Origin of the sequence: Pseudomonas sp. K5002 (genome assembly GCF_013386655.1) — a bacterium.
GTDB lineage: Bacteria > Pseudomonadota > Gammaproteobacteria > Pseudomonadales > Pseudomonadaceae > Aquipseudomonas.
In genome coordinates this window covers 1-23,704 of the sequence record NZ_JACARK010000192.1, presented here as the reverse complement: position 1 = coordinate 23,704, position 23,704 = coordinate 1, and the positions used below count along the sequence as shown (strand labels likewise).

Sequence of the window (23,704 nt, the reverse complement as noted above, 5' to 3'; positions counted from 1 at the left end):
CAGTTCTTCCACCGGCAGCTCCCTGAGCCCGCCGGTGGCCAGTTCCAGGTTGACCGCGTGGCGCGTCAGCAGCGCCACGCCCAACCCGGCGGTCACGCACTCGCGCTGCGCCTCGGCCGAAGACACTTCCACCGTCTGGGTGAAGTGCACGCGCTTCTCCTTGAAATACTCCTCGCACGCCATCCGCGTGCCGGACCCCGGCTCGCGCAACAGCAGCGTGTAAGGCTCAAGGTCCTGCAGGCGCAACGGCCCTTGATGGCTCAGCGGATGATCGTGGGGTGCCACCGCGACAATCGGGTTGTTCAGGAACGGCAGGAATTCCAGGCCCATGTCCTGGGGCACCATCGACATGATCACCAGGTCGTCGCGGTTGTCTGAAAGCCGGCGAATCACCTGGGCGCGGTTGACCACCGTCAGGTGCAGGTTGACCTCCGGATGCTGGCGCTTGAAGGCGGCAAACAGGTGCGGCACGAAGTACTTGGCGCTGGATTCCACCGCCAGTTTCAGCTGGCCCTGCAACGAGCCCTGCATGTCGGAGAGCTGCATATCGAGGTTTTCCAGGCGGCCGAAAATGTCCCGGCTGGCCCGTTGCAAGGCTTCAGCAGCTTCAGTCATATAGAGCTTTTTGCCGACGTAATCGAACAATGGCTGGCCCAGCAGCTCCTCCAGCTGCTTGATTTGTAGGCTAACGGCCGGTTGCGTGAGGGACATTTCCTCGGCTGCGCGGCTGTAGGAACGCAAATCACAGACTTCATTGAAAATCTGCAATTGACGCAATGTCATACGCATCAATGACTTACGCATTGTTCAAACACTCCTGCCGACCCTTGATGCGACGACTATAAGTCTTTGCTTATACACAACCCAATAATTATTGATTTTTGTTAATCCCTGCAGGGGCATAGTGTGTGTCACGCGACTGCCATGAAACATTTGGTCACGCGCCGACCCGCTTCCAGGGTCGAAGTAGGTAGCAATCGGCTCAAGGGAATTTCCAAGTGATAAAAAAGATCCTGATCGCCAACCGTGGTGAGATTGCCGTACGTATCGTGCGTGCCTGCGCCGAGATGGGCATTCGTTCGGTCGCGGTCTATTCCGATGCCGATCGCCATGCCCTGCATGTAAAGCGTGCAGATGAAGCCCACAGCATCGGTGCCGAGCCATTGGCCGGTTACCTGAACCCGCGCAAGCTGGTGAACCTGGCGGTGGAAACCGGTTGCGACGCGCTGCACCCCGGCTACGGCTTCCTCTCGGAAAACGCCGAGCTGGCAGACATTTGCGCCGAACGTGGGATCAAGTTCATCGGCCCGTCCGCAGAAGTGATTCGCCGCATGGGCGACAAGACCGAAGCCCGCCGCAGCATGATCAAGGCCGGCGTACCGGTGACCCCGGGCACCGAAGGCAACGTTGCCGACATCGCTGAAGCCCTCACCGAAGGCGACCGCATTGGTTACCCGGTGATGCTCAAGGCCACCTCCGGTGGTGGCGGTCGCGGTATCCGTCGCTGCAACAGCCGTGAAGAACTCGAACAAGCCTTCCCCCGGGTAATTTCCGAAGCCACCAAGGCCTTCGGTTCGGCGGAAGTGTTCCTGGAAAAATGCATCGTCAATCCCAAGCACATCGAGGCGCAGATCCTCGGTGACAGCTTCGGCAATGTGGTGCACCTGTTCGAGCGCGATTGCTCGATCCAGCGCCGTAACCAGAAGCTGATCGAGATCGCCCCTAGCCCCCAGCTGACCCCTGAACAGCGCGCCTACATCGGCGACCTGTCGGTGCGCGCGGCCAAGGCCGTGGGCTACGAGAACGCCGGCACCGTGGAGTTCCTGCTCGCCGAGGGCGAGGTGTACTTCATGGAGATGAACACCCGGGTGCAGGTGGAACACACCATTACCGAAGAAATCACCGGCATCGACATTGTGCGTGAGCAGATCCGCATTGCGTCGGGCCTGCCGCTGTCGGTCAAGCAGGAAGACATTCAGCACCGGGGTTTTGCGTTGCAGTTCCGCATCAACGCCGAAGACCCGAAGAACAACTTCCTGCCCAGCTTCGGCAAGATCACCCGTTACTACGCACCCGGCGGTCCCGGCGTGCGTACCGACACGGCGATCTACACCGGCTACACCATCCCACCGTTCTACGACTCGATGTGCCTGAAGCTGGTGGTGTGGGCGTTGACCTGGGAAGAAGCCATGGACCGCGGCCTGCGCGCCCTGGACGACATGCGCCTGCAAGGCGTGAAGACCACCGCCGCCTATTACCAGGAAATCCTGCGCAACCCGGAATTCCGCAGCGGCCAGTTCAACACCAGTTTTGTGGAAAGCCACCCTGAGCTGACCAACTACTCGATCAAGCGCAAACCCGAAGAGCTGGCCCTGGCCATCGCCGCCGCCATCGCCGCCCACGCAGGCCTGTGAGGAATATAAGAATGAGCAAGAAGATCTTCGTAACCGACACCATCCTGCGCGACGCCCACCAATCGTTGCTGGCGACCCGCATGCGCACCGACGACATGCTGCCGATCTGCGACAAGCTCGACAAAGTCGGCTACTGGTCCCTGGAAGTCTGGGGCGGCGCGACCTTCGACGCCTGCGTACGCTTCCTGAAAGAAGACCCGTGGGAGCGCCTGCGCAAACTGCGCGCGGCGTTGCCCAACACGCGCCTGCAAATGCTGCTGCGTGGCCAGAACCTGTTGGGCTACCGCCACTACAGCGACGATGTGGTCAAAGCCTTCGTCGCCAAGGCCGCTGTCAACGGTATCGACGTGTTCCGCATCTTCGACGCGATGAACGACGTGCGTAACCTGCGAGTGGCCATCGAAGCGGTAAAAGCCGCCGGCAAACATGCCCAGGGCACCATCGCCTACACCACCAGCCCGGTGCACACCATCGAGGCGTTCGTGGCCCAGGCCAAGCAAATGGAAGCCATGGGTTGCGACTCGGTGGCGATCAAGGACATGGCCGGCCTGCTGACGCCATACGCCACCGGCGAGCTGGTCAAGGCGCTGAAGGCCGAGCAGAGCCTGCCGATCTTCATCCACTCCCACGACACTGCGGGCCTGGCTTCGATGTGCCAGCTCAAGGCCATCGAAAACGGTGCCGACCATATCGACACCGCCATTTCCAGCTTCGCCTGGGGCACCAGCCACCCGGGTACCGAGTCGATGGTCGCGGCCCTCAAAGGCAGCGAATTCGACACCGGCCTCAGCCTGGAACTGCTGCAGGAAATCGGTTTGTACTTCTACGCTGTGCGCAAGAAGTACCACCAGTTCGAAAGCGAATTCACCGCTGTCGACACCCGCGTGCAAGTCAACCAGGTACCGGGCGGGATGATTTCCAACCTGGCCAACCAGCTGAAAGAGCAGGGCGCGCTGAACCGCATGAGCGAAGTGCTGGCCGAAATCCCGCGGGTTCGTGAAGACCTTGGCTTCCCGCCGCTGGTCACCCCGACTTCGCAGATCGTCGGTACCCAGGCGTTCTTCAACGTGCTGGCCGGCGAGCGCTACAAGACCATCACCAACGAAGTGAAGCTGTACCTGCAAGGCGGCTACGGCAAGGCGCCGGGCACCGTGAATGAAAAACTGCGGCGCCAGGCCATCGGCAGCGAAGAGGTGATCGATGTCCGTCCGGCAGACCTGCTGAAGCCGGAAATGACCAAGTTGCGCGGCGAAATCGGCGCGTTGGCCAAGTCCGAAGAAGACGTACTGACCTACGCGATGTTCCCGGACATCGGGCGCAAATTCCTTGAAGAGCGCGACGCTGGCACCTTGAGCCCTGAAGTGCTGTTGCCGATTCCTGAAGCCGGCGGCGTGGCCCGTGCCGGTGGTGAAGGTGTGCCGACCGAGTTCGTGATCGACGTGCACGGCGAAAGCTATCGCGTGGACATCACCGGGGTGGGCGTCAAGGCCGAAGGCAAGCGCCACTTCTACCTGTCCATCGACGGCATGCCGGAAGAAGTGGTGTTCGAGCCGCTCAACGAGTTTGTCAGCAGCGGCGGCAGCAAGCGCAAGCACGCCACCGCGCCAGGCCATGTCAGCACGGCGATGCCGGGCAACATCGTCGACGTGCTGGTCAAGGAAGGCGACGTGGTGAAGGCCGGCCAGGCTGTGTTGATCACTGAAGCGATGAAGATGGAGACCGAAGTACAGGCGTCGATCGCCGGCAAGGTCACCGCCGTACACGTGGCCAAGGGCGACCGGGTCAACCCGGGTGAAATCCTGATTGAAATCGAAGGCTGATCAACAGCCTTCGAAACTACCGCTTAAACCTCGGGGGGGCATGTGCCCCCTTTTTTTTGCCCGCAATAATCAGAACGCCAGGGTCCACTGGCCCAGCAAACCCTGGTTACGGCTGTGGGTGCCGACCTCGGCGGTATAGGCCAGGCCCACGGTGTGCCGGGTCGACAGCGCCAGGTCCACCCCGGTGTGCAGCGCCAGGCTGTCGCGGTCCAGGGAGGTGCCTTCGATGGTGAAGTCACTGTTGAAGCCCGGCCGTTTTACCCACGCGGAGGACTGGCGCACGGTGCTGCTCACGTCACCGTAGAGGTGCTTCCAGCCTGTGCTCAGGTGCGGCTTGAGGGCCATCTGGTTGTCCAGCGTAAAGGCACTGGCCAGGCGCAAGCCGAAGGTGCTGCTGAGGTTTTCCTGGGTCTGGGCGCCGACATTCAGCGCTGTAAAGCCGCCTTTTTCCTTGTAGCGGTCGCGGTGATAGCGCTGGTAGCCGATCCCCGCATAGGGTTCGATGCTGAAACTGCCCTTGTCCAGTTGATAGCCCAGCTCGGCGAAAGCGTTCTGGCTTTGGGCGTTGTATTTGCCTTTGGACTGCTCGCGGCGCTCAACGAAATCAAAGTCTACGGTGCGTTGGGTTTGGCCGGCATGGCTGCTGTAGATCGCCCCCAGGCGCAATGCAAGGGGGCCGTCCTGACGCACGGCGTAACCGCCGAGGTGCCAGCTGTCCAATTCGCCCTTGAAGCGTTTGGCGTTCAGGTCGCTGGCGGACTTGGCGCCCATCACACCCACCCGCCAGGCATCGTCCACTGCCCAGTCGCCGCCCAGCATCAGGCCTTGGGTGTGTTGCTGCAGGCCCACGCTACCGTGCTGTCCTTCAAGCTTGCCAGCGTTGCCCAGGGCCTGGAACCATACGTGGCCATTGCCTTCGGCATCCGTAAGGTTGCGTTCGTCGCCTGTCCGGCGCATGACTGAAAGCAGGCTGCTGTTGAGCTGTTTCATGCTGTCTTGAGTGGCGGCGCCAAGGTTGGCGTTCTGGCTGCCTGCCAGTTGCTCCAGAACTGCACCCACACGGCCCGGCGCCAGCCTGCCAAGCTCCCGGGCGATATTGTCCAGTTCGTACTCTTGCCACTCATTGAGTTCGCCCGACTTGATGAGGGTATCCACGGCAGAGTCCAGTACGCGGGCAACCTGCTGGCCGTTACGGGTGGTGGCGTGGTCGTTGAAGTAAAAGTCGGGAGTGGGCTTGGGTGGCTTGGGGCGCTGGTGGCCTTGCTGGCCGACCTCTGGCGCCGGGATGAACCACTCGCTGTCTGGATCGATGTCCCCTCGCGCCTGGACGAATTGAGCGTTGGTGGCACCCAGCGCGAAGGTGATGGCGAGTGCGAGTTGTTTCTGAAGGAGTGGCATGCAGGTCCGACCTCTTGATGTATGAGGTCGGGAAATCTAGCGGGGTAAAGGGCGGATAAATGTCAGGCCATCCACCCTTTGCCTGCCAGAGATGTCTCTAGTGGGCCGCGATTAAAAACTCATCTGCCATTGCCCGATCAGCCCGTGATTGCGGCTGTTACTGCCTATTTCGCCGCTGTAGCCCACGCCGAGGGTATGGCGTGCCGACAGGCCTACATCCAGCCCGGCTTCCAGCAACAGGCTGTCGCGGTCCAGGGCGCTGCCTTCGACGTTGAACGCGGTGCCGCCCATCAGGAAGGCCTGGCGGGTTTTTTCCGGCAGATCCCGCAGCATCGCCTCAATGCGGTACAGCGCTTCGAGGATCAGCCAGCGGGTTTCCGGCGAAGGTACATGCTGTTCGGGCAGGTGGGCGATGGTTTCCAGGTAGGCGCGTTCCACTTCCTGGCGGCGCCAGCTGTCGATCATCAGGCCCTTGGCGATATGCGTGAGCAACGCCCGTGGTTCGGCGCCCAGGTGGGTGCTGGTTTGCCGGGTGAGCAGGCGCATGAACGTGTCATGGGCCAGGTCGGCGGCATCGCTGGCGTTGCCCAGCTTGCGGTCCAGCCAACGGTGCAACCATCCATGGTGTTCGCAGTACAGGTCCTGGATATGCAGATTGAGGGGAGACGACATGCCGATCACCGGGGCGCGCCGGGCGGTGGGGCCCAGGCGTAATTAAGAATTGATCGCATTCTAGTCTGCGCGGGGTAATGCTGGCAATTTCATGATTTTGATAACGCCGGTGACCCAATGTGGGAGCGGGCTTGCTCGCGAATGCGGTGGGTCAGTCGACATCTCCAGCGGCTGATACTCCGTATTCGCGAGCAAGCCCGCTCCCACATTTTTGAACTTCACCCGGCGTGTGATTCCGGGTGTTGGATCAGGCCAGTTCGGCCCGCAGTTGACGCGCCGCTGTCACCATGTGAATCAGCGCCGCTTCAGTCTCCGGCCAGCCACGGGTTTTCAGGCCGCAATCCGGGTTGACCCACAGGCGTTCGGCCGGGATGCGTTTGGCTGCCTTGCGCAGCAGGTTGGCCATTTCCGAGGCATCCGGCACCCGTGGCGAGTGGATGTCATACACACCTGGGCCAATGTCGTTCGGGTAGGCGAAGGCTTCGAACGCGTCCAGCAGCTCCATGTCCGAGCGCGAGGTTTCGATGGTGATCACGTCGGCATCCATGGCCGCGATAGACTCGATCACATCGTTGAATTCGCTGTAGCACATGTGGGTGTGGATCTGGGTTTCGTCGCGCACACCGGAGGCGCACAGGCGGAAGACTTCGGTGGCCCAGTCCAGGTATTCCTTCCACTGCGCCCGGCGCAACGGCAAGCCTTCGCGGAACGCGGCTTCGTCGATCTGCACGATCTTGATCCCGGCGGCTTCCAGGTCCACCACTTCGTCACGAATCGCCAGGGCGAGTTGCCGCGCCTGTTCTTCGCGGCTCACGTCTTCACGGGGGAACGACCACATCAGCATGGTCACCGGGCCGGTCAGCATGCCCTTCATCACCTTGTTGGTAAGGCCCTGGGCGTAGCGAATCCACTCCACGGTCATGGCTTTCGGACGACTCAGGTCACCGAAAATCACCGCCGGTTTCACACAACGGGAACCGTAGCTCTGCACCCAGCCGAAGCGGGTAAATACATAACCGTCCAACTGTTCGGCGAAATATTCGACCATGTCGTTACGTTCGGCCTCACCGTGCACCAATACGTCCAGGCCAAGGTTTTCCTGCACTTCGACAGCGTGGCGGATCTCGCTGTGCATGGCTTCGACGTATTCGGCTTCGCTCAACTTGCCGGCCTTGTAGGACTGGCGAGCCAGGCGGATCGAAGCAGTTTGCGGGAACGAACCGATGGTGGTGGTCGGAAACAGCGGCAGGTTCAGGCCGGCACGCTGTTTCTCGATACGTTGGGCAAACAGCGAGTCACGCTGGCTGTCCTTGGCGGTGATCGCCGCCACACGGGCTTGCACCGCCGGCTTGTGGATACGCGGCGAAGCGGCACGGGCCGCCTGCACGGCACGGCTTTCGGCCAGGGCAGCGATCACGTTCGGCGCTTCAGGCTGGTTCACGGCCTGGGCCAGCACCGCCACTTCTTCGCACTTCTGCACGGCAAACGCCAGCCAGCTTTTCAGCTCGGCATCCAGCTTGTCTTCACGGCACAGGTCTACCGGGCTGTGCAGCAACGAGCAGGATGGCGCCACCCACAGGCGATCCCCCAGGCGCTCATGAGCATGCTGCAAGGTGGCCAGGGCTTTTTCCAGGTCGCAGCGCCAAACGTTACGGCCGTTGACCACGCCCAGGGACAGCACCTTATAAGCCGGCAGGCGATCGAGGATGGTCGGGTACTGATCCGGTGCACGCACCAGGTCGATGTGCAGGCCGTCCACCGGCAGGTTGGCTGCCAGGCCGAGGTTCTCTTCCAGGCCGCCAAAATAGGTGGCCACCAGCTTCTTCAGCGGGTCGCGCTGGATCAGGTTATAGGCACGCTCGAAGGCGTTTTTCCAATCCTGCGGCAGGTCCAGCACCAGGATCGGCTCGTCGATCTGCACCCACTCCACGCCCAGGTCCGCCAGGCGCTGGAAGATCTGCCCGTACAGCGGCAGAAGGCGGTCCAGCAGGTCGAGTTTGTCGAAATCACCACCCTTGGCCTTGCCCAGCCACAGGTAGGTCAGCGGGCCGATGACCACCGGCTTGACGGTGTGGCCGAGGTCGCGGGCTTCCTTGACCTCTTCGAACAGTTGCTCCCAACCCAGCTGGAATTGCTGGTCGGCGCTGAATTCAGGGACCAGGTAGTGATAGTTGGTGTCGAACCACTTGGTCATTTCCTGGGCGTGGGCACCGCCGCAGCAGTTGTCACTGACGCCACGGGCCATGCCGAACAGGGTGTGCAGGGTGGCTTTGCCGTCGGCCGGGCGGAAACGCTCGGGGATCACACCGAACATCAGCGAGTGAGTCAGTACCTGGTCGTACCAGGCGAAGTCGCCGGCGGGCAACAGTTCGATGCCGGCCTTCTTTTGCAGGTCCCAGTGCGTCTTGCGCAGTTCACGACCTACGGCGCGCAAGCCGGCTTCGTCGAGCTCGCCCTTCCAAAACGCTTCCTGCGCTTTTTTCAGTTCACGATCGCGACCAATGCGCGGGAATCCAAGGGAATGGGCAACAGCCATGACGTAAAGCTCCAATGTGTTTGTATGGGAGCCATTGTCGGGATCGAGTGATAGTGAGACAAACTCATTTTATTTGAGATGATCACAAGTTCCACTCATGATGAAATGCACCGCCCAGGCTTGAGTGATCGCGCGGCGCTCACGCCCATGCGCGCGGGAGTGGGTGGGCCTTGGTTTTGCTTATCACTGAAATAGCTGGCGGCGTCTGTTTCGGTGCCCGGCCGCTCAGCATACTTTTGCTTCCCAAGCCCCAAGGAAGCCCCCACATGGAACAGCAGCAGCCACTGACCACCCTCCTCGTTCACTTCGTAGCCCTTGGGCTCACACTCCTCGGCATCGGCAGCCTGGCGCTGCTGATGGCCTGGGCCGGGCGTCTGATTTTCTAGTTCAATCGGCGGGAATATCGGCGCTCAACGTGCGGATCAACGCTTGCGCCTGAGAGTCCCGCTGCGCCGTATACAGCACCACTTCGCGACTGGGCAGCGGCGGCAGGTCGAAACGCTGCTCCACGTCGACGCAGCCACCGGGCGCCATCCGCCCCACCATCGCACCGATGCCAATCCCCGCCACCACAGCAGCGCCGATCGCCAGGATCCCGCTGCCCACGAACGCCTCTTCCCAGGCACGGTTCTGCTCGGCCAGCGCCGCCATCACCATGCTGCGCATGCCGCAGGGTTCCGGCTGGATCGCCAGGGGCAACGCCCCGCCCTGGCGCAATTCGAAGTCGTGGGAAGCCATCCAGCCAAAGCGTTCGATGCCCACCACTTCGCCGTCCTGGCGACGGTTGTCGTGCCGCAGGATCATCGCCACATCCAGCTTGCCCTGCTCGTAGTTCATCAACATATCCCGCGAGGTGCCGAGGCTGAACGCCACGATCACGTCCGGGTCGGTGGTCGCCAAACGCCGCAGCCACAGGCTGAGATCGGCGCCGACAATGTGGTGGCTGACGCCCACGCGCAAGGTGCGTTTCTGCGGGCCAAAACAGTTCATCGCTTCCTGGTAGTTGTCCAGCAAGCGGCGGGCACTGGCCAAAAACATCTGGCCATGGGCCGACAGCGTGACCCGTCGCGGCGTGCGTTCCAGCAGCTTGCGGCCAAGGCTTTCTTCGAGGCGTTTTATCTTCAGGCTGATAGCCGCCTGGGTGCCGCCGATGGCATCGGCAGCGCGGGTAAAGCTCTTGAGTTCGGCGACCAGGACGAACGCCTGGATGGCGTCGATATCGGGCATTTTCATGGATGGGCTGGCGATAGAGAGTCAAGACGTGACGTTAGCATGCCGCGCCTGCTGACCAAACCACTGCATGATCAGCACGCAGCCCGGGTGTGACGCCGCCGATGACTGCAAGCACAATGCATACACCCCGCCGGTCACCAGCGGCTGACCAAACGGCACCACCAACACACCCCGTTCGATCGACTCGGCCGCCAGCGTCAGATCCGTCATCGCCACCCCAAGCCCGCGCGCGGCGGCATCCAGCGCCAATTCGTCAAGGTTGAACGGGATATGCCGGTAGTCTTCCAGCGACCGCGCGCCATTGGCCGCCAGCCAGGTCATCCAGTCCTGCTTGTCGGCTGAACGATGCAGCAGCGCAAAGTGTTCGAGCTGTTCCACGGAAGCCAGTGGCCCCAAACCCGGCGCGCAGACCGGCACCAATGATTCGTGGAACAAGGTCAGCCGCGCAGGATCGTTGTCGGGCTTGGGCAGGTAAAGGATGTAGGCATCGCTGTCACTCGCCGGCTCGACCACCTCGGTGGCGACGGTCTCGATTGCCAGGGAAATATCGGGATGGTTGCGATAGAAATCGCTGAGCTTGGGCAGCAGCCAGCGCACCGCCAGCGACACATGCAGGCGGATGCGAAACGGACGTTTACGAGGCGAGAGCCGATCCTCCAGCCCCTTCAGTTGCGCCAGGATGCTCCGGGCACTGGCCAGCACCTGCTCACCTTCGGAGGTCAGGCGCAGGCTGCGGCTGGTCCGGGTGAACATCGGCACGCCGAAATGGCTTTCCAGTTGCTGGATTTTGCGGCTCACCGCGCTTTGGGTCAGGCACAGCTTCTGCGCAGCCACGGTGAAGCTCGCGCAGTCGCTGACTTCAACCAACGCCTGAAGGCCCTGCAGCGAAGGCACGTGACGGATGTTATCCATGCGTTTTCCGAATGGCTGGATGATTTTATAACGTTGGTTTTATCACCGCAGGCCCTATAGATTCCAGCTGCAGCCCGAACTTATTTATGCCAGCAACGCATACAGCCGAGGATCTTCATGGAAAACACATGTGGCTGGATTGCCCAGACTGAAAGCCTCCCCGCCCGGGACCGACTCACCGGCCTACAAAAAGCCGACTGGCTGGTGATCGGCGCCGGCATCACCGGTTTGTGTGCGGCGCACAACCTGGCCGAGATGCACCCCGAGGCGCGCATCGTGATCGTCGACCGCCAGCGCGCCGCCCAAGGTGCCTCAGCGCGTAATTCCGGTTTTGTGGTGGCCCATGAGCATCCCGCTGCAAGTGAACTGATGGGCAACGCAGGCTTCGCTGACTTTGAGGTGGACACCGCGATCTCCCGCGCAGCCAGCGATGAAGTGCGCGAGCGCATCGCCCGCCATGCCATCGACTGCGACTTTCGGGACAGCGGCTACTACTTCGCCGTGCACGATCGCGACAAGCTTGCGCATGTGGATGCCAAGTTGGCGACCTTGCGTGCCGCGGGTGCTTCAGCGCAGTTCCTGCAAGGTGCCGCACTCGCGCAGACACTCGGCACCGAGCATTACCAGGCCGCCATCTGGTGCGGCCACGGCAACGCCTTGCTGCAACCGGCGAAGTATGTGAAGGGTTTGCTCGAAGCGCTGCCGGACAACGTGACGCTTTATGAGAACACCGACATCACCGGCCTTGAGCGCATGGCCAATGGCGGCATTCGCGCCAACGGCCTGGACGCCTGCATTGAAGCCGGCCAGGTGCTGGTGTGCCTCAACGCCTTTATTCCACGGGTGGGCCTTGAGGCCAGTGCGACGTTCCCGATGGAACTCAGCGCCAGCCTCACCCGCCCTCTCAACGATGAGGAATACCGCCGGATCGGCGCAGTGGAACCGTGGGGCGTGCTGTCCACGCGGCCACTGGGTGCCACGGTGCGCCTGACACCGGACCATCGGGTGATGATCCGCAACACAGCGGAGTACCGCACCCGGGACTTGTCCAAAGGCGACCTGTTGCACCGGCGCCAACACCATGTAAAGGGCCTGCAGCGACGCTTCCCGTGGCTGACCGAACAAGACATCCACTACACCTGGACCGGCCACTTGAGCGCCTCCCGCAGCGGTCAACCGTATTTCGCGCGGGTCGAAAGCAACCTGTATGCCGTCGCGGGCTGCAACGGTTCAGGCGTGGCCCGCGGCACGCTGTGGGGTCGACTGCTGGCCGAGTGGGCGTCGGGCCAGACTTCCTCGCTCCTGCACTCTGTGATGCACAGGGCACAGCCCGGCTGGCTGCCACCCCGGCCGTTGTTCGACATCGGTGCCATGCTGCGTATGGGCGTGGAAACGGTTCGAGCACGGACAGAAATCTAGAACAAGAAACCTCGATAAAGGTGATTCACATGCACATCAACAGTCTGTCCCTGGCGGTCATCCTCAGCGCGCTCCCGGCGGCTGTGTACGCCGCCGAAGAAGTGAACATTTCCAACTGGAACGGCTACATCGCCGATGACACCTTGACCAGTTTTACCAAAGCGACCGGGATCAAGGCGACCTACGACATTCACGACAGCAATGAAGTGCTGGAATCCAAGCTGATGACCGGCAATACCGGTTATGACGTGGTGAGCCCGTCCAACCACTTCCTCTCGCGGCTGATCAAGGCCGGGGCGATCCAGAAGCTCGACCGAAGCCAACTGCCCAACTGGAAAAACCTCGACCCGTTGCTGATGAAAAAGCTGGAGACCAACGACCCGGGCAACCAGTACGGCTTCCCGTATATGTGGGGCACGGCGGGGATTGGCTACAACGTCGAGAAGATCAAGGCGATCTTCGGCACCACCGACGTCACCCATTCCTGGAGCCTGTTCTTTGATGAAAACAACATCAAGAAACTCAGCGCCTGCGGCGTGGCGATTATCGACAACCCCACGCAGATCCTGCCGATCACCCTCAACTACCTGGGCCTGCCGCACCACAGCCACGAACCGGCCGACTACAAAAAGGCCGAGCAGGCGCTGTTGAAAATCCGCCCCTACATCCAGTACTTCCATGCCTCCAAGTACATCAGCGACCTGGCGAACGGCAATATCTGCGCAGTGATCGGCTTTAACGGCGACGTGGTACAGGCAGCCGCCAGCGCCAGGGAAGCGAAAAACGGTATCAGCATCGCCTACTCGATCCCGGACGAGGGCTCGACATTGTGGCTGGACATGGTGGTGATGCCCAAGGGTGCACCGCACGAGAAAAACGGCTATGCCTATATGAATTACCTGCTGGAGCCCAAGGTGATTGCCAACATTAGCAACAGCATCCACTACGCCAACCCCAACAGCGCGGCGGATGAGCTGGTGACCCCTGAGGTGAAGCAAGACCTGGCGATCTACCCGCCGAAAAGCGTGATGGACAAGCTGTTTATCGTGGAGGACCTGCCGCCAGCGATTGCGCGGCTGGCCACTCGGTTGTGGACCAAGTTGAAGACCAATACGTGATACCGAAAACCGGACTTGCTCAAGGCTCATGGGAGAGCGGTATAGTCACTCCATTGAGCTTGGGATTGAATCAACATGGAAGGACTTCACCAGGGTAGCTGCCTGTGCGGCGCGGTCAGCTACCGAGTATCGACACCGCTGAAAGCTGTGACGCATTGCCACTGCAAAAAATGCCAAAAGAGTCATGGCTCCGCCTTCGCGACATACGCGAGTGCTCCGAAATCGTCGGTGCACATCGAGTCTTCGCTGCAAACGCTCAAGGCTTATGAATCTTCCGAGGGTGTGTTTCGTGAGTTTTGCTCACGCTGCGGCTCGTCGATGTTCTGGTCCGATATCAATGGTGTTTACCCAGACTGGGTCTCGATAGCAATCGCTACACTCGATACGCCGCTCTTGCCTGGCAAGCAGGAGCACTCCTGCGTTGACTCCAAGGCCGCTTGGCTGGATCTGGAGAATCGCAGTGGCTGAATCAGAGGACGGTTTGTCGATACGCACCCTCTCGGCGTTGCCCGAAGAGATCCTGGTATTGGAAGCAGAAGCCGTCGCCGAAGGGTTCAGGTTTCTCACGCGACTCGTTGCAGAGTGGCACAACGGCGCCAACCGATTCGACCAGCCAGGCGAATGTCTTTTGGGCGTATTCAGCAACGGGCAGTTGATCGCCGTTGGCGGTTTGTCCCATGACCCTTACGCCGGTCCGGAGGTTGGCAGGCTGCGCCGGGTGTACGTCGCACAGGCATCAAGGGGACGCCAGGTGGGCAAAGCGTTGGTAGGCCAGCTTTTGGCACGCGCTGCGCAATCCTTCCATGTCGTGCGCCTGTCTACCGACACCCACGAGGGCGCAAGCTTTTATCTGCGCTGCGGGTTTGAGCCGGTACAGGACGAACATGCAACTCACGCTAAATCATTAATTGATCAGGAGGCTTCATGCAGGTGATCAACGACAACCGGCCTGAATACGTTCGGGGGGGAGATGACGGTTTGATGTCAGTGTGGGTGCGTTTTTGTCATGTGGGAGCTGTCGAGCTTTAGCGAGGCTGCAATAGCGGTGTGTCAGGCAGCTTATTATATCGGCTGTGCCGCCGCCTTCGCAGCCTCGCTGAGGCTCGACAGCTCCCACAGGGGATAGGGGTTGTTTGGTGGGCTTGTGTTTCAAAGTCAGGCCACCAACCCCGCTTTGGCGGCATTGGCGAGTATGTCTTGGGCGGGTACATTGACCCATGTGGCGGCGTCCACCTCGCCCTGTTTTGCCAGCCAGGCCTCCACCATCTGGTAGCCCAGCGTGTATCCCAGCCATCTTGGCCGCGCGCCGGTACCAAAGAACCATTCACTGTGATCGTAATACGTGGCGTCTAGAAGCTGGCGGTCTACCGGGGCACTCAGCAGTTCCTGGGGGGCAAGCGCCCGCTCCCACAACTCCGGCTCACTGCCCAGCACCTGCCGCACAAACTGCCCGGCCAGGCCCTCACTGACCATCGCCTCCCCCAGCGTCCAGCCATAACCGGGGCCCGCCATGCGCAGGCAATGGTGCACCTCATGCACCACGTGTCGACGCAATGCACCGCTTTGCAGGCTGGTGAGGAAATTCGGGTTATCGGGATCAAGGGTCATGCTGAACATCCTGCTGCGATAAGCACGGCCCACCAGGCCGAGTTCCGGAAGGGTCTCCCCCGGCAACCGCTGGATCAGAATGTCCAGCCGCGGCGGCGGCAGCAGTTGCGCGATTGCCTCGTAGGCGACCTCAAACTCTCGGATCAACTCCGGGCGAAACTGCGCCAGGCTCCCCGAAGCTTCCAGCCAATGCAGCGTCCATGCGTCCATTCTCACCTCTCGTCGCCCAAGCCGTGGTCCGTTATCAAAGCGGCTCATCATACCTACGGGCTGTCATATTCACAGGCCAGCTTATAACCGGGCCAGCAAATTCCGCTGACTAACCTTTCGATCTGTCCCAAGTGCGGGCACAATGCGTGTCCTTTTTTGGCAGGCACCGCCGCAGGCTCTGAAAATGATCAAAACGCCGTACTACCTCATCGACAAACAGAAGCTTCTGGTCAACATGCAGAAGATCGCCTACGTGCGCGAACAGTCCGGCGCCAAGGCTCTTCTGGCCCTCAAATGCTTCGCCACCTGGTCTGTGTTCGACCTGATGCAGGAATACATGGACGGCACCACCTCGTCGTCGCTGTACGAGCTCAAGCTGGGTCGCCAGAAGTTCGAAGGTGAAGCCCACGCCTACAGCGTGGCCTGGGCCGACGATGAAATCGAAGAGATGCTCGATAACTGCGACAAGATCATCTTCAACTCCATCAGCCAGCTGCAGCGCTTTGCCGAGCGCAGCGAAGGCAAGACCCGCGGCCTGCGCGTCAACCCGCAAGTGAGCAGCTCCGACTACCTGCTGGCCGACCCGGCGCGCCCGTTCAGCCGCCTGGGCGAGTGGGACCCGGTGAAGATCGAAGGTGTGATCGAGCAAATCTCCGGTTTCATGTTCCACAACAACTGCGAGAACGGTGATTTCAACCTGTTCGACCAGATGCTCAACACCATCGAAGAACGCTTCGGCGCGCTGCTGCACAAGGTCAACTGGGTCAGCCTCGGCGGCGGCATCCACTTCACCGGTGAAGGCTATGCCATCGACGCCTTCTGCCAGCGCCTCAAGGCGTTCTCGCAGAAGTACGACGTGCAGGTGTACCTGGAACCCGGCGAAGCAGCGATCACCAACAGCGCCTCCCTGGAAGTGACCGTGCTCGACACCCTCTACAACGGCAAGAACCTCGCCGTGGTAGACAGCTCCATCGAAGCCCACCTGCTGGACCTGCTGATCTATCGCCTCAACGCCAAGCTGGCGCCGAGCAATGGCGAACACACCTACATGGTGTGCGGCAAGTCGTGCCTGGCCGGGGATATCTTCGGTGAGTACCAATTTGATCAGCCGCTGGCCATCGGCGATCGACTGTCGTTCATCGACACGGCAGGCTACACCATGGTCAAGAAAAACTGGTTCAACGGCCTGAAAATGCCGTCCATCGTAGTGAAACAACTCGACGGTACAGTCGAAGTGGTTCGTGAATTTGGTTACGACGACTACCTGTCCAGCCTTTCGTAAAGCGGACAGATAAAGGAGAGATAAAGCAATTGAAAAAGAACGTTCTTATCATTGGTGCAGGAGGTGTCGCCAAGGTGGTGGCCCACAAGTGCGCGCAGCACAACGACGAACTCGGTCGTATTGCTATCGCGTCGCGCAACATCTCCAAATGCCAGGCCATCATCGACAGCGTCAAGGCCAAGGGTAGCCTCAAGGTACCCGCCGACATCCAGGCCTTCGCGCTGAACGCTTTGGACGTGGAAGCGACCAAGGCACTGATCCGCGAGACTGAATCGCAGATCGTCATCAACGTCGGTTCCGCGTTCCTCAACATGTCGGTACTGCGTGCCTGCATCGACACCGGCGTGGCGTACCTCGACACCGCCATCCACGAAGAGCCGGGCAAGGTCTGCGAGACCCCGCCGTGGTACGGCAACTACGAATGGAACCACCTGGAAGAGTGCAAACAGAAGAACATCACGGCCATCCTTGGCGTGGGCTTCGACCCGGGTGTGGTCAACGCTTATGCAGCGCTGGCGCAACAAAAGCATTTCGACCGCATTGATTCGATCGACATTCTCGACGTCAATGCCGGCTCCCATGGCAAATATTTCGCCACCAATTTCGACCCGGAAATCAACTTCCGCGAATTCACCGGACAGGTGTGGAGCTGGCAGAACAGCCAGTGGACCAGCAACACCATGTTCGAAGTCAAACGCACCGACGACCTGCCTGTGGTCGGTTCGCAGAACCTGTACCTGACCGGCCACGATGAAGTGCACTCGCTGTCGAAAAACCTCGACGTGCCCAATGTGCGTTTCTGGATGAGCTTCGGCGAACACTACATCAACGTGTTCACCGTGCTGAAAAACCTCGGCCTGCTCTCCGAAAAACCGGTCACCACCGCCGAAGGCCTGGAAGTCGTGCCGCTGAAACTGGTCAAGGCCGTGCTGCCCGACCCGTCGTCGCTGGCGCCTGGCTACACCGGCAAAACCTGCATCGGCGACCTGGTCAAGGGCACCAAGGATGGCCAGCCACGCGAGCTGTTCATCTACAACGTGGCCTGCCACGAAGAAGCCTTCGCCGAGACCGACAGCCAGGGCATCTCCTACACCGCCGGCGTACCGCCTGTAGCCGCAGCGCTGCTGGTTGCCCGTGGCGAGTGGGACGTGAAGCACATGGCCAACGTCGAGGAACTGCCGGCTGAGCCGTTCCTGAAGGCGCTGGACGTGATGGGCTTGCCGACTCGGATCAAAGACGAGAACGGTGACCGTGCCTGGGATGCGATTGCCTGACAGGCGATAGTTGACCGAACAAAAAAATGCGCCCTCAGGGGCGCATTTTTTGTTGGGGCTCACATAAATATCAAAGAACAATGAAGATCAAAATGTGGGAGCGGGCTTGCTCGCGAATGCGGTGTGCCAGTCACTGCATCTGGCGACTGATACACCGCATTCGCGAGCAAGCCCGCTCCCACACTTGAATCTTAAGCGTCACTACTGCTCATCAGCTCGGATTGAAGTAACTTCCTGCGGGGGTAGTAACCAATGCCGCGTCGTTGTCCATCCCAGAAAAACTCTCGCACCATCCTCAGTTGGAGCGCGCTGAGGCAATACTTCGCCAGCACAAGCCTTGCGCAAGCCGCTCATCAACGGCAGGAATCTTTCTCGAAAAGCCACTGGCTGAATGGCGAAATAAGCCTCAATAGACGCCAAGGCTTCTCTGCGATCATCTTCATCGAGCATCGCCAGGTAGAACACCATCTGGCGCCAGGCATAGGCGGTATTTTTGAGCATTATCAACCGAGCATGATAATGCTCGATCTTCATCTGATGCCGTCTACATATCCACTCAAAACACGCCTGCACCATGCTGCCTAATTTAGACCGTAGCAAAACCTTCAACCCAAGCGATTCAAACAATACCGCAAGGTTCTGCGTGGTTAAAATCTGCTGCTGCTCAAGAATGGTGCCATTGGTTGCCGGATGCCAAGTGCCTAACTCAGCTCCCGCACGCCTCGCGCACAAGGCAGCGAACGCATCGCTCGCCACTCGCGCTTGTCGCCGCCCTCGGGTGACGAGGCCGGCCAGCTCGTCGGTATCAATGGCGTAGTAACGTATATAAAGTGACCCTGCTATCACCGGCCCCGTTCGCCTGGCAACGTCAGCGAACTTACTGGAAAACTGCCCCATGAAGATATCTGCAGCGACCTCTTCCACGAAGGGAAGATCTAGTTCCGCAGTGTCCGCCAGTGCTCCATACTCCTTGAGAAGCTTGTTAGGAAGGATAGCGTAAGGGAAGGCATGAAGCGTTAATGCCGCTGACTCAACGAGGGATTGTCTGGCGACACTGGCTGCACCAATGCCTGACTGCCGGTCGCGCTCAATGGCAGCAATCCAGGGCAACTCACTCAGGCCAACCTGACGCTCAAGATTCAACAGTAACAATGAACGCCGCCGACGGAACGCCCGGTAGGTCGAGGCGTAGACCATCCTCAACGCTTCATCCCGCAACCCCGAGCTAGTAAGCTGAGCGGTCATCGCGGGCAGTACCCGTGCGACTGTGTCACCCGAAGTGATCAGCCCATGCTTGATCAGTTCGCTAATCGTCCCGCTCCGACAGCGTTGAATACGGCGCAGGATCGCCGTTGGTATTGCGACACCCTCGGCCTGCGCACATTCCGATGCCTCCGCAGCAGTGAGCGGCGCGGCCAAATCGACAAAATCCGAAATGCCACTTTGCGCTGGATACTTGGACAGACGCTTTGCCACGACACGCGCAATTAGATGATGCTCTGGCCCCGCCACCTGGCGAAGCTGGTTCGCGCGGAACGCTAAGTGAGAGGCAGAGTCCGGAGTGCCATGTTTGCGCACGAAGTCATCGACAATTCGTCGTATACGACCTACCTGACGCCCTGTAAGCGATTCAGCATTGCGGGAGCATTGCTCCAGTAAAGAAAACAGTTCCGCCAAGCGGTCAGGGGAGCACCTGTCGGTGCCAAGCTTTTTATAATTTTCCTCCAGTTCGGCCGCCTGCTCGTGCCACTGAGGTGGGTAATCACGGCAAGGCCAGCCAGCCTGATAAGTCAGGAGGAAATGTGCGATGGCTGAATCATAAAGGGGTAACCGTCTTGTGATCGCCTGTTTCTGCACAGCGATCTGAGTCTGAGCAGGCAAGGTTATAAGAGACTGCTTCACCTCACCCGCGTCAACTACATGTACCTGCGTCGCGGAGATCGGAAGCTGCGTAGAGATCGACGGAAAGAAACGCAATCGGTCAAAAAAAGGAACAATGGCCTCTATGAGGGCACGCGCCTCGTCAGTACGCCGCTGGCCTGACAACCAAGCCACGGTCAGTAACGCTGCCTCTTCCGGCACATCGACTCGATAGTCACAACTGGCCAGAAGCTGCTGCAGCGCATCAAGACCGTCATCTGTGAGATGCCAGGCATTGATATCCAACCGCTCAAACCCTCGACGAATCCCCGGGAGGGAGGCGGCCAGTTCACGCTCATAGTCGGTCAATTCGCCACCTGCCAACAGATTACCGGTAGCGAACCCCCCTGTAGTTACTTCCAGCGTAACCCAGGCGGGAACCTCAGCAATCGGGGTACGAGAGCCATACTCTGCGGTGCTTTGCAGAATGTGCGCAATAACCTGTTTCCAGCGCGAGATGCGTCTGCGGGCATTAAAACGGGCGAGAGGGCTACAAGTTTGATCGTGCGCAAGCAGTGCCCTGGACAGCTGGAAGACTGCATAACCTGCATCCATGCTAGTCACTCCGTGTAATCTGGAAGTATGTCCAGACTGCTGTGTAATGGATGGGTCCGGAGGCTGGATTCGAACCAGCGCCCACCCGGTTAAGAGCCGAGTGTTCTACCGCTGAACTACTCCGGAACAGTGGGCGCATTGTCGAGCAATGCCTTGAGAATGTGAAGGACCCCTACCCTTATTAAGATTTAACTGACAGAGATGTTTGCTTTCCTACAGGCACCCATAAATTTCAAAGAATACTGAAGATCAAAATGTGGGAGCGGGCTCCCACATTGGATTTGCTGTGTTCTTGAGAATGGGGCTATTCAAGATTACGCGCCGAATTGCTCAACGCCCTTGAGCACTGCAACAACGCCGGCGCCAACTGCTTCTCTGCATCCGCCCGGCTCCAGCGACTGGTCGGCGCCACCACATGCACCGCTGCCACCGGCCGACCGTTCGCCCCCAGCACCGGCGCGCCGATGGTCATGTCCCCCAGGAACAGTTCCTGGCCATTCACCGCATAGCCCTGCTCGCGCACCTGCTGCAACGACTCCATGATCCTGTCGACCTCAGTCAACGTCTGGCTGGTGTGCGCCACCCGCTGGCTGTGCTCGATCAATGCCAGCGCCTCATCCTGCGGCAACGCACTCAGATACGCGCGCCCCGACGCCGTGCAATACATCGGCACCCGCGAGCCAATCGGCATGTGTACCGGCACGAAGCCCGAGCTGACAAACCGCGCGATATACGTCATGTCGTAACCCGCAGGCTCGGTCAGGCACGAGGTTTCTCCCGTCAGGCGGGTCAATTCCGAGAGGAACGGGTTGGCCACTTCAATCAGCGAATGCGCATCCAGATAACTGAAGCCCAACTCCAGCACCCGTGGTGTGAGTTGGTAATGACGGGTGCGCGAGTGTTTCCGAAGGTAACCCAGGCTCTCGAGGGTAAACACCATGCGCTGGGCCGAGCTTTTGGTCATGCCGGCGGCCTCGGCCACCTCTGCAAGGCTCATGCTGCGGCGCTGGGCGCTGAATGCCTTGAGCACCGACAGGCCCTTTTCCAGGGATTGGTTGTGCAAGCTGTTGCGTTCTTCGGACATGGCGAACTCGCGGTCAGGTCGATCAAGCGTGGCGATATTTCTACACGAAATCGCGAAATTCGACCACTAAAAATCGCATACCGATACGAATGGTTCATTTTGTTTAATTTCAGTAGCGTAAAACGATTTTATTTAATCGAAATGGCACAGAGCTTGCGGTTTGCTCGGTAACCGCTCGCGGTACTGACGATCCGTTTTCCTTCTGGAGTAACCCGATGAACAGTCTTTCGCCCTTGTTTCGCCGCCTCGCCTTCGGTCTTTGCGCCACCTTTTGCGTGGCCACCGTGCACGCCGCCGGTGCAGCCTCGTACAAAGTCGGTGCAACGGCCAGCGGTTCGCCGTTCACCTTCCTCGACATCAAGAGCAACAGCATCCAGGGCGTGATGGTCGACGTCGCCAACGCAGTGGGCAAGGCCGGTGGTTTCACCAGCGCAATCGAGCAGACCAACTTTGCCGCGCTGATCCCGTCCCTCACCTCGGGCAAGCTCGACTTCATCGCCGCCGGCATGCTCAAGACCCCGGAGCGTGCCCAGGTGGTGGACTTCAGCGCGCCGGTGTACGCCTACGGTGAAGGGCTGATCGTGAGTGCCGACGACAACGCGACCTATACCGACCTCAGCTCCTTGAAGGACCAGGTAGTGGGTGTACAAGCCGGCACGATCTTCTACGACATGCTCAACAAGCTGGGGATCTTCAAGGAAATCCGCACCTACGACTCCATCGGCGAAATGGTCCGCGACCTGAGCCTGGGCCGCATCAAGGCCGCCGTGGGGGACCAGCCGGTGGTGGCGTACCAGATCCGCCAGAAGCTGTTCAAGGGCGTGAAGCTCGCCGCCGACTACAAGCCGGTGAACGTCGGCGAGGTGTGCCTGGTGGTGCGCAAAGGCGACAGCGAAACCCTCGAACGCCTGAACCAGGCCATCGCCAGCATCAAGGCCGACGGCACCCTGGACGCGATCCTGAAGAAGTGGGGGCTTGATGCCCGGGTGCAGCCATGAACCCGGCTGAATTCCTGCAAAACGCCCAGGACTTCCTGCCGATCCTGCTGCAAGGCGCCTGGGTGACGATCCAGATCACCGTGCTGTCGTTCCTGCTCAGCAGCGCGATCGGCCTGGTGCTGGCGCTGCTCAAACTGTCGCCGATCAAGGCGCTGTCGTGGGCGGCGAGCACCGTGATCAATGTGATTCGCGGCCTGCCGATCATCGTGCAGCTGTTCTACATCTACTTCGTGCTGCCGGACATGGGCGTGCACCTCAGTGCATTCCAGGCGGGTGTGATCGGCATGGGCATCGCCTACTCGGCGTATCAGGCGGAGAACTTCCGTACCGGCATCATCGCCGTCGAACAGGGCCAGCGTGAAGCCGCCGAAGCCCTGGGCATGCGCTCGGTGCTGATGATGCGCCGGGTGATCCTGCCCCAGGCGTTTCGCATCGCCTTGCCGCCCTACGGCAACACCCTGGTGATGATGCTCAAGGACTCATCGCTGGTGTCGACCATCACCGTGGCCGAGATGACGCGCCAGGGCCAACTGATCGCCTCGTCCACCTTCCAGAACATGACCGTCTACACCCTGGTCGCCCTGCTCTACCTGCTGATGAGCCTGCCGCTGGTGTATGGCCTGCGCCGCATGGAACAGCACCTGGGCCGGAGGAAAAAAGCATGATCGAGATTCGCCAACTGCAAAAGCACTACGGCACCCATCGCGTGCTGCACGGCGTCGACCTGGACGTGGCCAAGGGCGAAGTGGTGTGCCTGATCGGCCCGTCCGGCTCGGGCAAATCCACCCTGCTGCGCTGCATCAACGCCCTGGAAGCCTACGACGGCGGCACCATCAACGTGTTCGGCGAAACCGTGCAACGTGGCAGCAAGACCGTACACGCCCTGCGCAGCCGCATGGGCATGGTGTTCCAGCGCTTCAACCTGTTCCCCCATCGCACCGTGCTGGAAAACGTGATGGAAGGCCCGGTGTACGTCAAGGGCGAACCGCTGCAACAGGCCCGGGAAGAAGCCTTGGCGCTGCTGGATAAAGTCGGCCTGTCGGTCAAGGCCGATGCCTACCCGGAACAACTCTCCGGCGGCCAGCAACAGCGGGTTGCCATCGCCCGCGCACTGGCGATGAAACCCGACGCCATGCTGTTCGACGAACCCACTTCGGCCCTCGACCCGGAACTGGTGGGCGATGTGCTGGAGGTCATGCGCACCCTCGCCGACGAAGGCATGACCATGATCGTGGTGACCCACGAAATGGG

The 23,704-nt window shown here is 60.3% G+C and carries 19 protein-coding genes, 1 tRNA gene and 1 pseudogene; 11 read left to right on the top strand and 10 right to left on the bottom strand.

Features of this window, described 5'->3' with window-relative positions; genetic code table 11:
* Positions 1–804 (bottom strand): LysR family transcriptional regulator (locus tag HX846_RS10865; RefSeq protein ID WP_178965378.1); only part of this gene is annotated, 804 nt, incomplete at its 3' end.
* A gap of 194 nt (positions 805–998) precedes the next feature.
* Between HX846_RS10865 and HX846_RS10860 the strand changes: the two genes are divergently transcribed.
* Together HX846_RS10860 and oadA are read left to right on the top strand one after the other, a co-directional pair.
* Positions 999–2,414: an acetyl-CoA carboxylase biotin carboxylase subunit gene (locus HX846_RS10860; protein ID WP_003213442.1), complete on the top strand. Its 1,416-nt coding sequence runs from the start codon at positions 999–1,001 to the stop codon at positions 2,412–2,414.
* Positions 2,415–2,425: 11 nt separating this feature from the next.
* Positions 2,426–4,234: a sodium-extruding oxaloacetate decarboxylase subunit alpha gene (gene oadA / locus HX846_RS10855; protein ID WP_177122423.1), complete on the top strand. Its 1,809-nt coding sequence runs from the start codon at positions 2,426–2,428 to the stop codon at positions 4,232–4,234.
* Between the two features lie 69 nt (positions 4,235–4,303).
* Here oadA and HX846_RS10850 read toward each other — a convergent pair whose 3' ends face one another.
* From HX846_RS10850 to HX846_RS10830, 5 genes and pseudogenes are all read right to left on the bottom strand, one after another.
* The gene (locus tag HX846_RS10850; RefSeq protein WP_178965377.1) at positions 4,304–5,632 is read right to left on the bottom strand and encodes an autotransporter domain-containing protein; all 1,329 of its coding nucleotides are present in this window, start codon (positions 5,630–5,632) and stop codon (positions 4,304–4,306) included.
* Between the two features lie 288 nt (positions 5,633–5,920).
* Positions 5,921–6,304, bottom strand: a pseudogene (locus HX846_RS10845) (sigma factor); the annotation flags it as partial.
* Between the two features lie 247 nt (positions 6,305–6,551).
* Positions 6,552–8,840 carry a 5-methyltetrahydropteroyltriglutamate--homocysteine S-methyltransferase gene (gene metE / locus HX846_RS10840; RefSeq protein WP_178965376.1) on the bottom strand — a complete coding sequence of 763 codons (2,289 nt, stop codon included), beginning with the start codon at positions 8,838–8,840 and terminating at the stop codon, positions 6,552–6,554.
* Between the two features lie 387 nt (positions 8,841–9,227).
* Positions 9,228–10,073 (bottom strand): LysR family transcriptional regulator, encoded by an 846-nt coding sequence (locus HX846_RS10835; protein WP_256344376.1) that lies wholly within the window; start codon positions 10,071–10,073, stop codon positions 9,228–9,230.
* 21 nt (positions 10,074–10,094) lie between these two features.
* Positions 10,095–10,985 carry a LysR substrate-binding domain-containing protein gene (locus tag HX846_RS10830; protein WP_087692451.1) on the bottom strand — a complete coding sequence of 297 codons (891 nt, stop codon included), beginning with the start codon at positions 10,983–10,985 and terminating at the stop codon, positions 10,095–10,097.
* A 117-nt stretch (positions 10,986–11,102) separates the two neighbouring features.
* Between HX846_RS10830 and HX846_RS10825 the strand changes: the two genes are divergently transcribed.
* From HX846_RS10825 to HX846_RS10810, 4 genes are all read left to right on the top strand, one after another.
* Positions 11,103–12,404 carry an FAD-binding oxidoreductase gene (locus HX846_RS10825; protein WP_178965375.1) on the top strand — a complete coding sequence of 434 codons (1,302 nt, stop codon included), beginning with the start codon at positions 11,103–11,105 and terminating at the stop codon, positions 12,402–12,404.
* 29 nt (positions 12,405–12,433) lie between these two features.
* Entirely contained in the window at positions 12,434–13,522 is a 1,089-nt protein-coding gene (locus tag HX846_RS10820) for a polyamine ABC transporter substrate-binding protein (protein ID WP_003210229.1), read from the top strand.
* A 75-nt stretch (positions 13,523–13,597) separates the two neighbouring features.
* Positions 13,598–13,990 (top strand): GFA family protein, encoded by a 393-nt coding sequence (locus tag HX846_RS10815; RefSeq protein ID WP_003210231.1) that lies wholly within the window; start codon positions 13,598–13,600, stop codon positions 13,988–13,990.
* Positions 13,983–14,456 carry a GNAT family N-acetyltransferase gene (locus HX846_RS10810; protein WP_178965374.1) on the top strand — a complete coding sequence of 158 codons (474 nt, stop codon included), beginning with the start codon at positions 13,983–13,985 and terminating at the stop codon, positions 14,454–14,456. The genes HX846_RS10815 and HX846_RS10810 overlap by 8 nt, the downstream gene beginning before the upstream one ends.
* A 221-nt stretch (positions 14,457–14,677) precedes the next feature.
* Here HX846_RS10810 and HX846_RS10805 read toward each other — a convergent pair whose 3' ends face one another.
* Positions 14,678–15,340, bottom strand: coding sequence for a DUF2268 domain-containing putative Zn-dependent protease (locus tag HX846_RS10805; RefSeq protein WP_178965373.1), 663 nt, complete (start codon positions 15,338–15,340; stop codon positions 14,678–14,680).
* 184 nt (positions 15,341–15,524) lie between these two features.
* Here HX846_RS10805 and HX846_RS10800 point away from each other — a divergent pair, with 184 nt between their 5' ends.
* The gene (locus tag HX846_RS10800; RefSeq protein WP_003211413.1) at positions 15,525–16,622 is read left to right on the top strand and encodes a carboxynorspermidine decarboxylase; all 1,098 of its coding nucleotides are present in this window, start codon (positions 15,525–15,527) and stop codon (positions 16,620–16,622) included.
* 29 nt (positions 16,623–16,651) lie between these two features.
* Complete coding sequence (locus tag HX846_RS10795) at positions 16,652–17,896, top strand: saccharopine dehydrogenase family protein (RefSeq protein WP_003211412.1); 1,245 nt, start codon at positions 16,652–16,654, stop codon at positions 17,894–17,896.
* Between the two features lie 201 nt (positions 17,897–18,097).
* Here HX846_RS10795 and HX846_RS10790 read toward each other — a convergent pair whose 3' ends face one another.
* The 3 genes from HX846_RS10790 to HX846_RS10780 form a co-directional block, all read right to left on the bottom strand.
* Positions 18,098–20,371, bottom strand: coding sequence for a hypothetical protein (locus tag HX846_RS10790; protein WP_178965372.1), 2,274 nt, complete (start codon positions 20,369–20,371; stop codon positions 18,098–18,100).
* Between the two features lie 51 nt (positions 20,372–20,422).
* Positions 20,423–20,497: transfer RNA gene (locus HX846_RS10785), tRNA-Lys, on the bottom strand.
* A 178-nt stretch (positions 20,498–20,675) separates the two neighbouring features.
* A complete protein-coding gene (locus HX846_RS10780; RefSeq protein WP_008435411.1) occupies positions 20,676–21,455 on the bottom strand; it encodes an IclR family transcriptional regulator in 780 nt (259 codons plus the stop codon).
* Positions 21,456–21,670: 215 nt separating this feature from the next.
* Between HX846_RS10780 and HX846_RS10775 the strand changes: the two genes are divergently transcribed.
* From HX846_RS10775 to HX846_RS10765, 3 genes are all read left to right on the top strand, one after another.
* On the top strand, positions 21,671–22,453 hold the full coding sequence (locus tag HX846_RS10775; RefSeq protein WP_178965371.1) for an ABC transporter substrate-binding protein: 783 nt from the start codon (positions 21,671–21,673) through the stop codon (positions 22,451–22,453).
* Positions 22,450–23,118 carry an ectoine/hydroxyectoine ABC transporter permease subunit EhuD gene (ehuD, locus tag HX846_RS10770; protein WP_008435412.1) on the top strand — a complete coding sequence of 223 codons (669 nt, stop codon included), beginning with the start codon at positions 22,450–22,452 and terminating at the stop codon, positions 23,116–23,118. The genes HX846_RS10775 and ehuD overlap by 4 nt, the downstream gene beginning before the upstream one ends.
* The coding region (locus HX846_RS10765) for an amino acid ABC transporter ATP-binding protein (RefSeq protein ID WP_178965370.1) at positions 23,115–23,704 on the top strand (590 nt) is incomplete at its 3' end. The genes ehuD and HX846_RS10765, both read left to right, overlap by 4 nt.

Excerpts from the sequence above, each read along its gene's own strand:
- oadA (WP_177122423.1), top strand. The coding sequence starts at position 2,426 with ATGAGCAAGAAGATCTTCGTAACCGACACCATCCTGCGCGACGCCCAC.
- HX846_RS10820 (WP_003210229.1), top strand. The coding sequence starts at position 12,434 with ATGCACATCAACAGTCTGTCCCTGGCGGTCATCCTCAGCGCGCTCCCG.
- HX846_RS10830 (WP_087692451.1), bottom strand. The coding sequence starts at position 10,985 with ATGGATAACATCCGTCACGTGCCTTCGCTGCAGGGCCTTCAGGCGTTG.
- HX846_RS10815 (WP_003210231.1), top strand. The coding sequence starts at position 13,598 with ATGGAAGGACTTCACCAGGGTAGCTGCCTGTGCGGCGCGGTCAGCTAC.
- HX846_RS10775 (WP_178965371.1), top strand. The coding sequence starts at position 21,671 with ATGAACAGTCTTTCGCCCTTGTTTCGCCGCCTCGCCTTCGGTCTTTGC.
- ehuD (WP_008435412.1), top strand. The coding sequence starts at position 22,450 with ATGAACCCGGCTGAATTCCTGCAAAACGCCCAGGACTTCCTGCCGATC.
- metE (WP_178965376.1), bottom strand. The coding sequence starts at position 8,840 with ATGGCTGTTGCCCATTCCCTTGGATTCCCGCGCATTGGTCGCGATCGT.
- HX846_RS10800 (WP_003211413.1), top strand. The coding sequence starts at position 15,525 with ATGATCAAAACGCCGTACTACCTCATCGACAAACAGAAGCTTCTGGTC.
- HX846_RS10835 (WP_256344376.1), bottom strand. The coding sequence starts at position 10,073 with ATGAAAATGCCCGATATCGACGCCATCCAGGCGTTCGTCCTGGTCGCC.
- HX846_RS10850 (WP_178965377.1), bottom strand. The coding sequence starts at position 5,632 with ATGCCACTCCTTCAGAAACAACTCGCACTCGCCATCACCTTCGCGCTG.
- HX846_RS10780 (WP_008435411.1), bottom strand. The coding sequence starts at position 21,455 with ATGTCCGAAGAACGCAACAGCTTGCACAACCAATCCCTGGAAAAGGGC.
- HX846_RS10805 (WP_178965373.1), bottom strand. The coding sequence starts at position 15,340 with ATGGACGCATGGACGCTGCATTGGCTGGAAGCTTCGGGGAGCCTGGCG.
- HX846_RS10790 (WP_178965372.1), bottom strand. The coding sequence starts at position 20,371 with ATGGATGCAGGTTATGCAGTCTTCCAGCTGTCCAGGGCACTGCTTGCG.
- HX846_RS10825 (WP_178965375.1), top strand. The coding sequence starts at position 11,103 with ATGGAAAACACATGTGGCTGGATTGCCCAGACTGAAAGCCTCCCCGCC.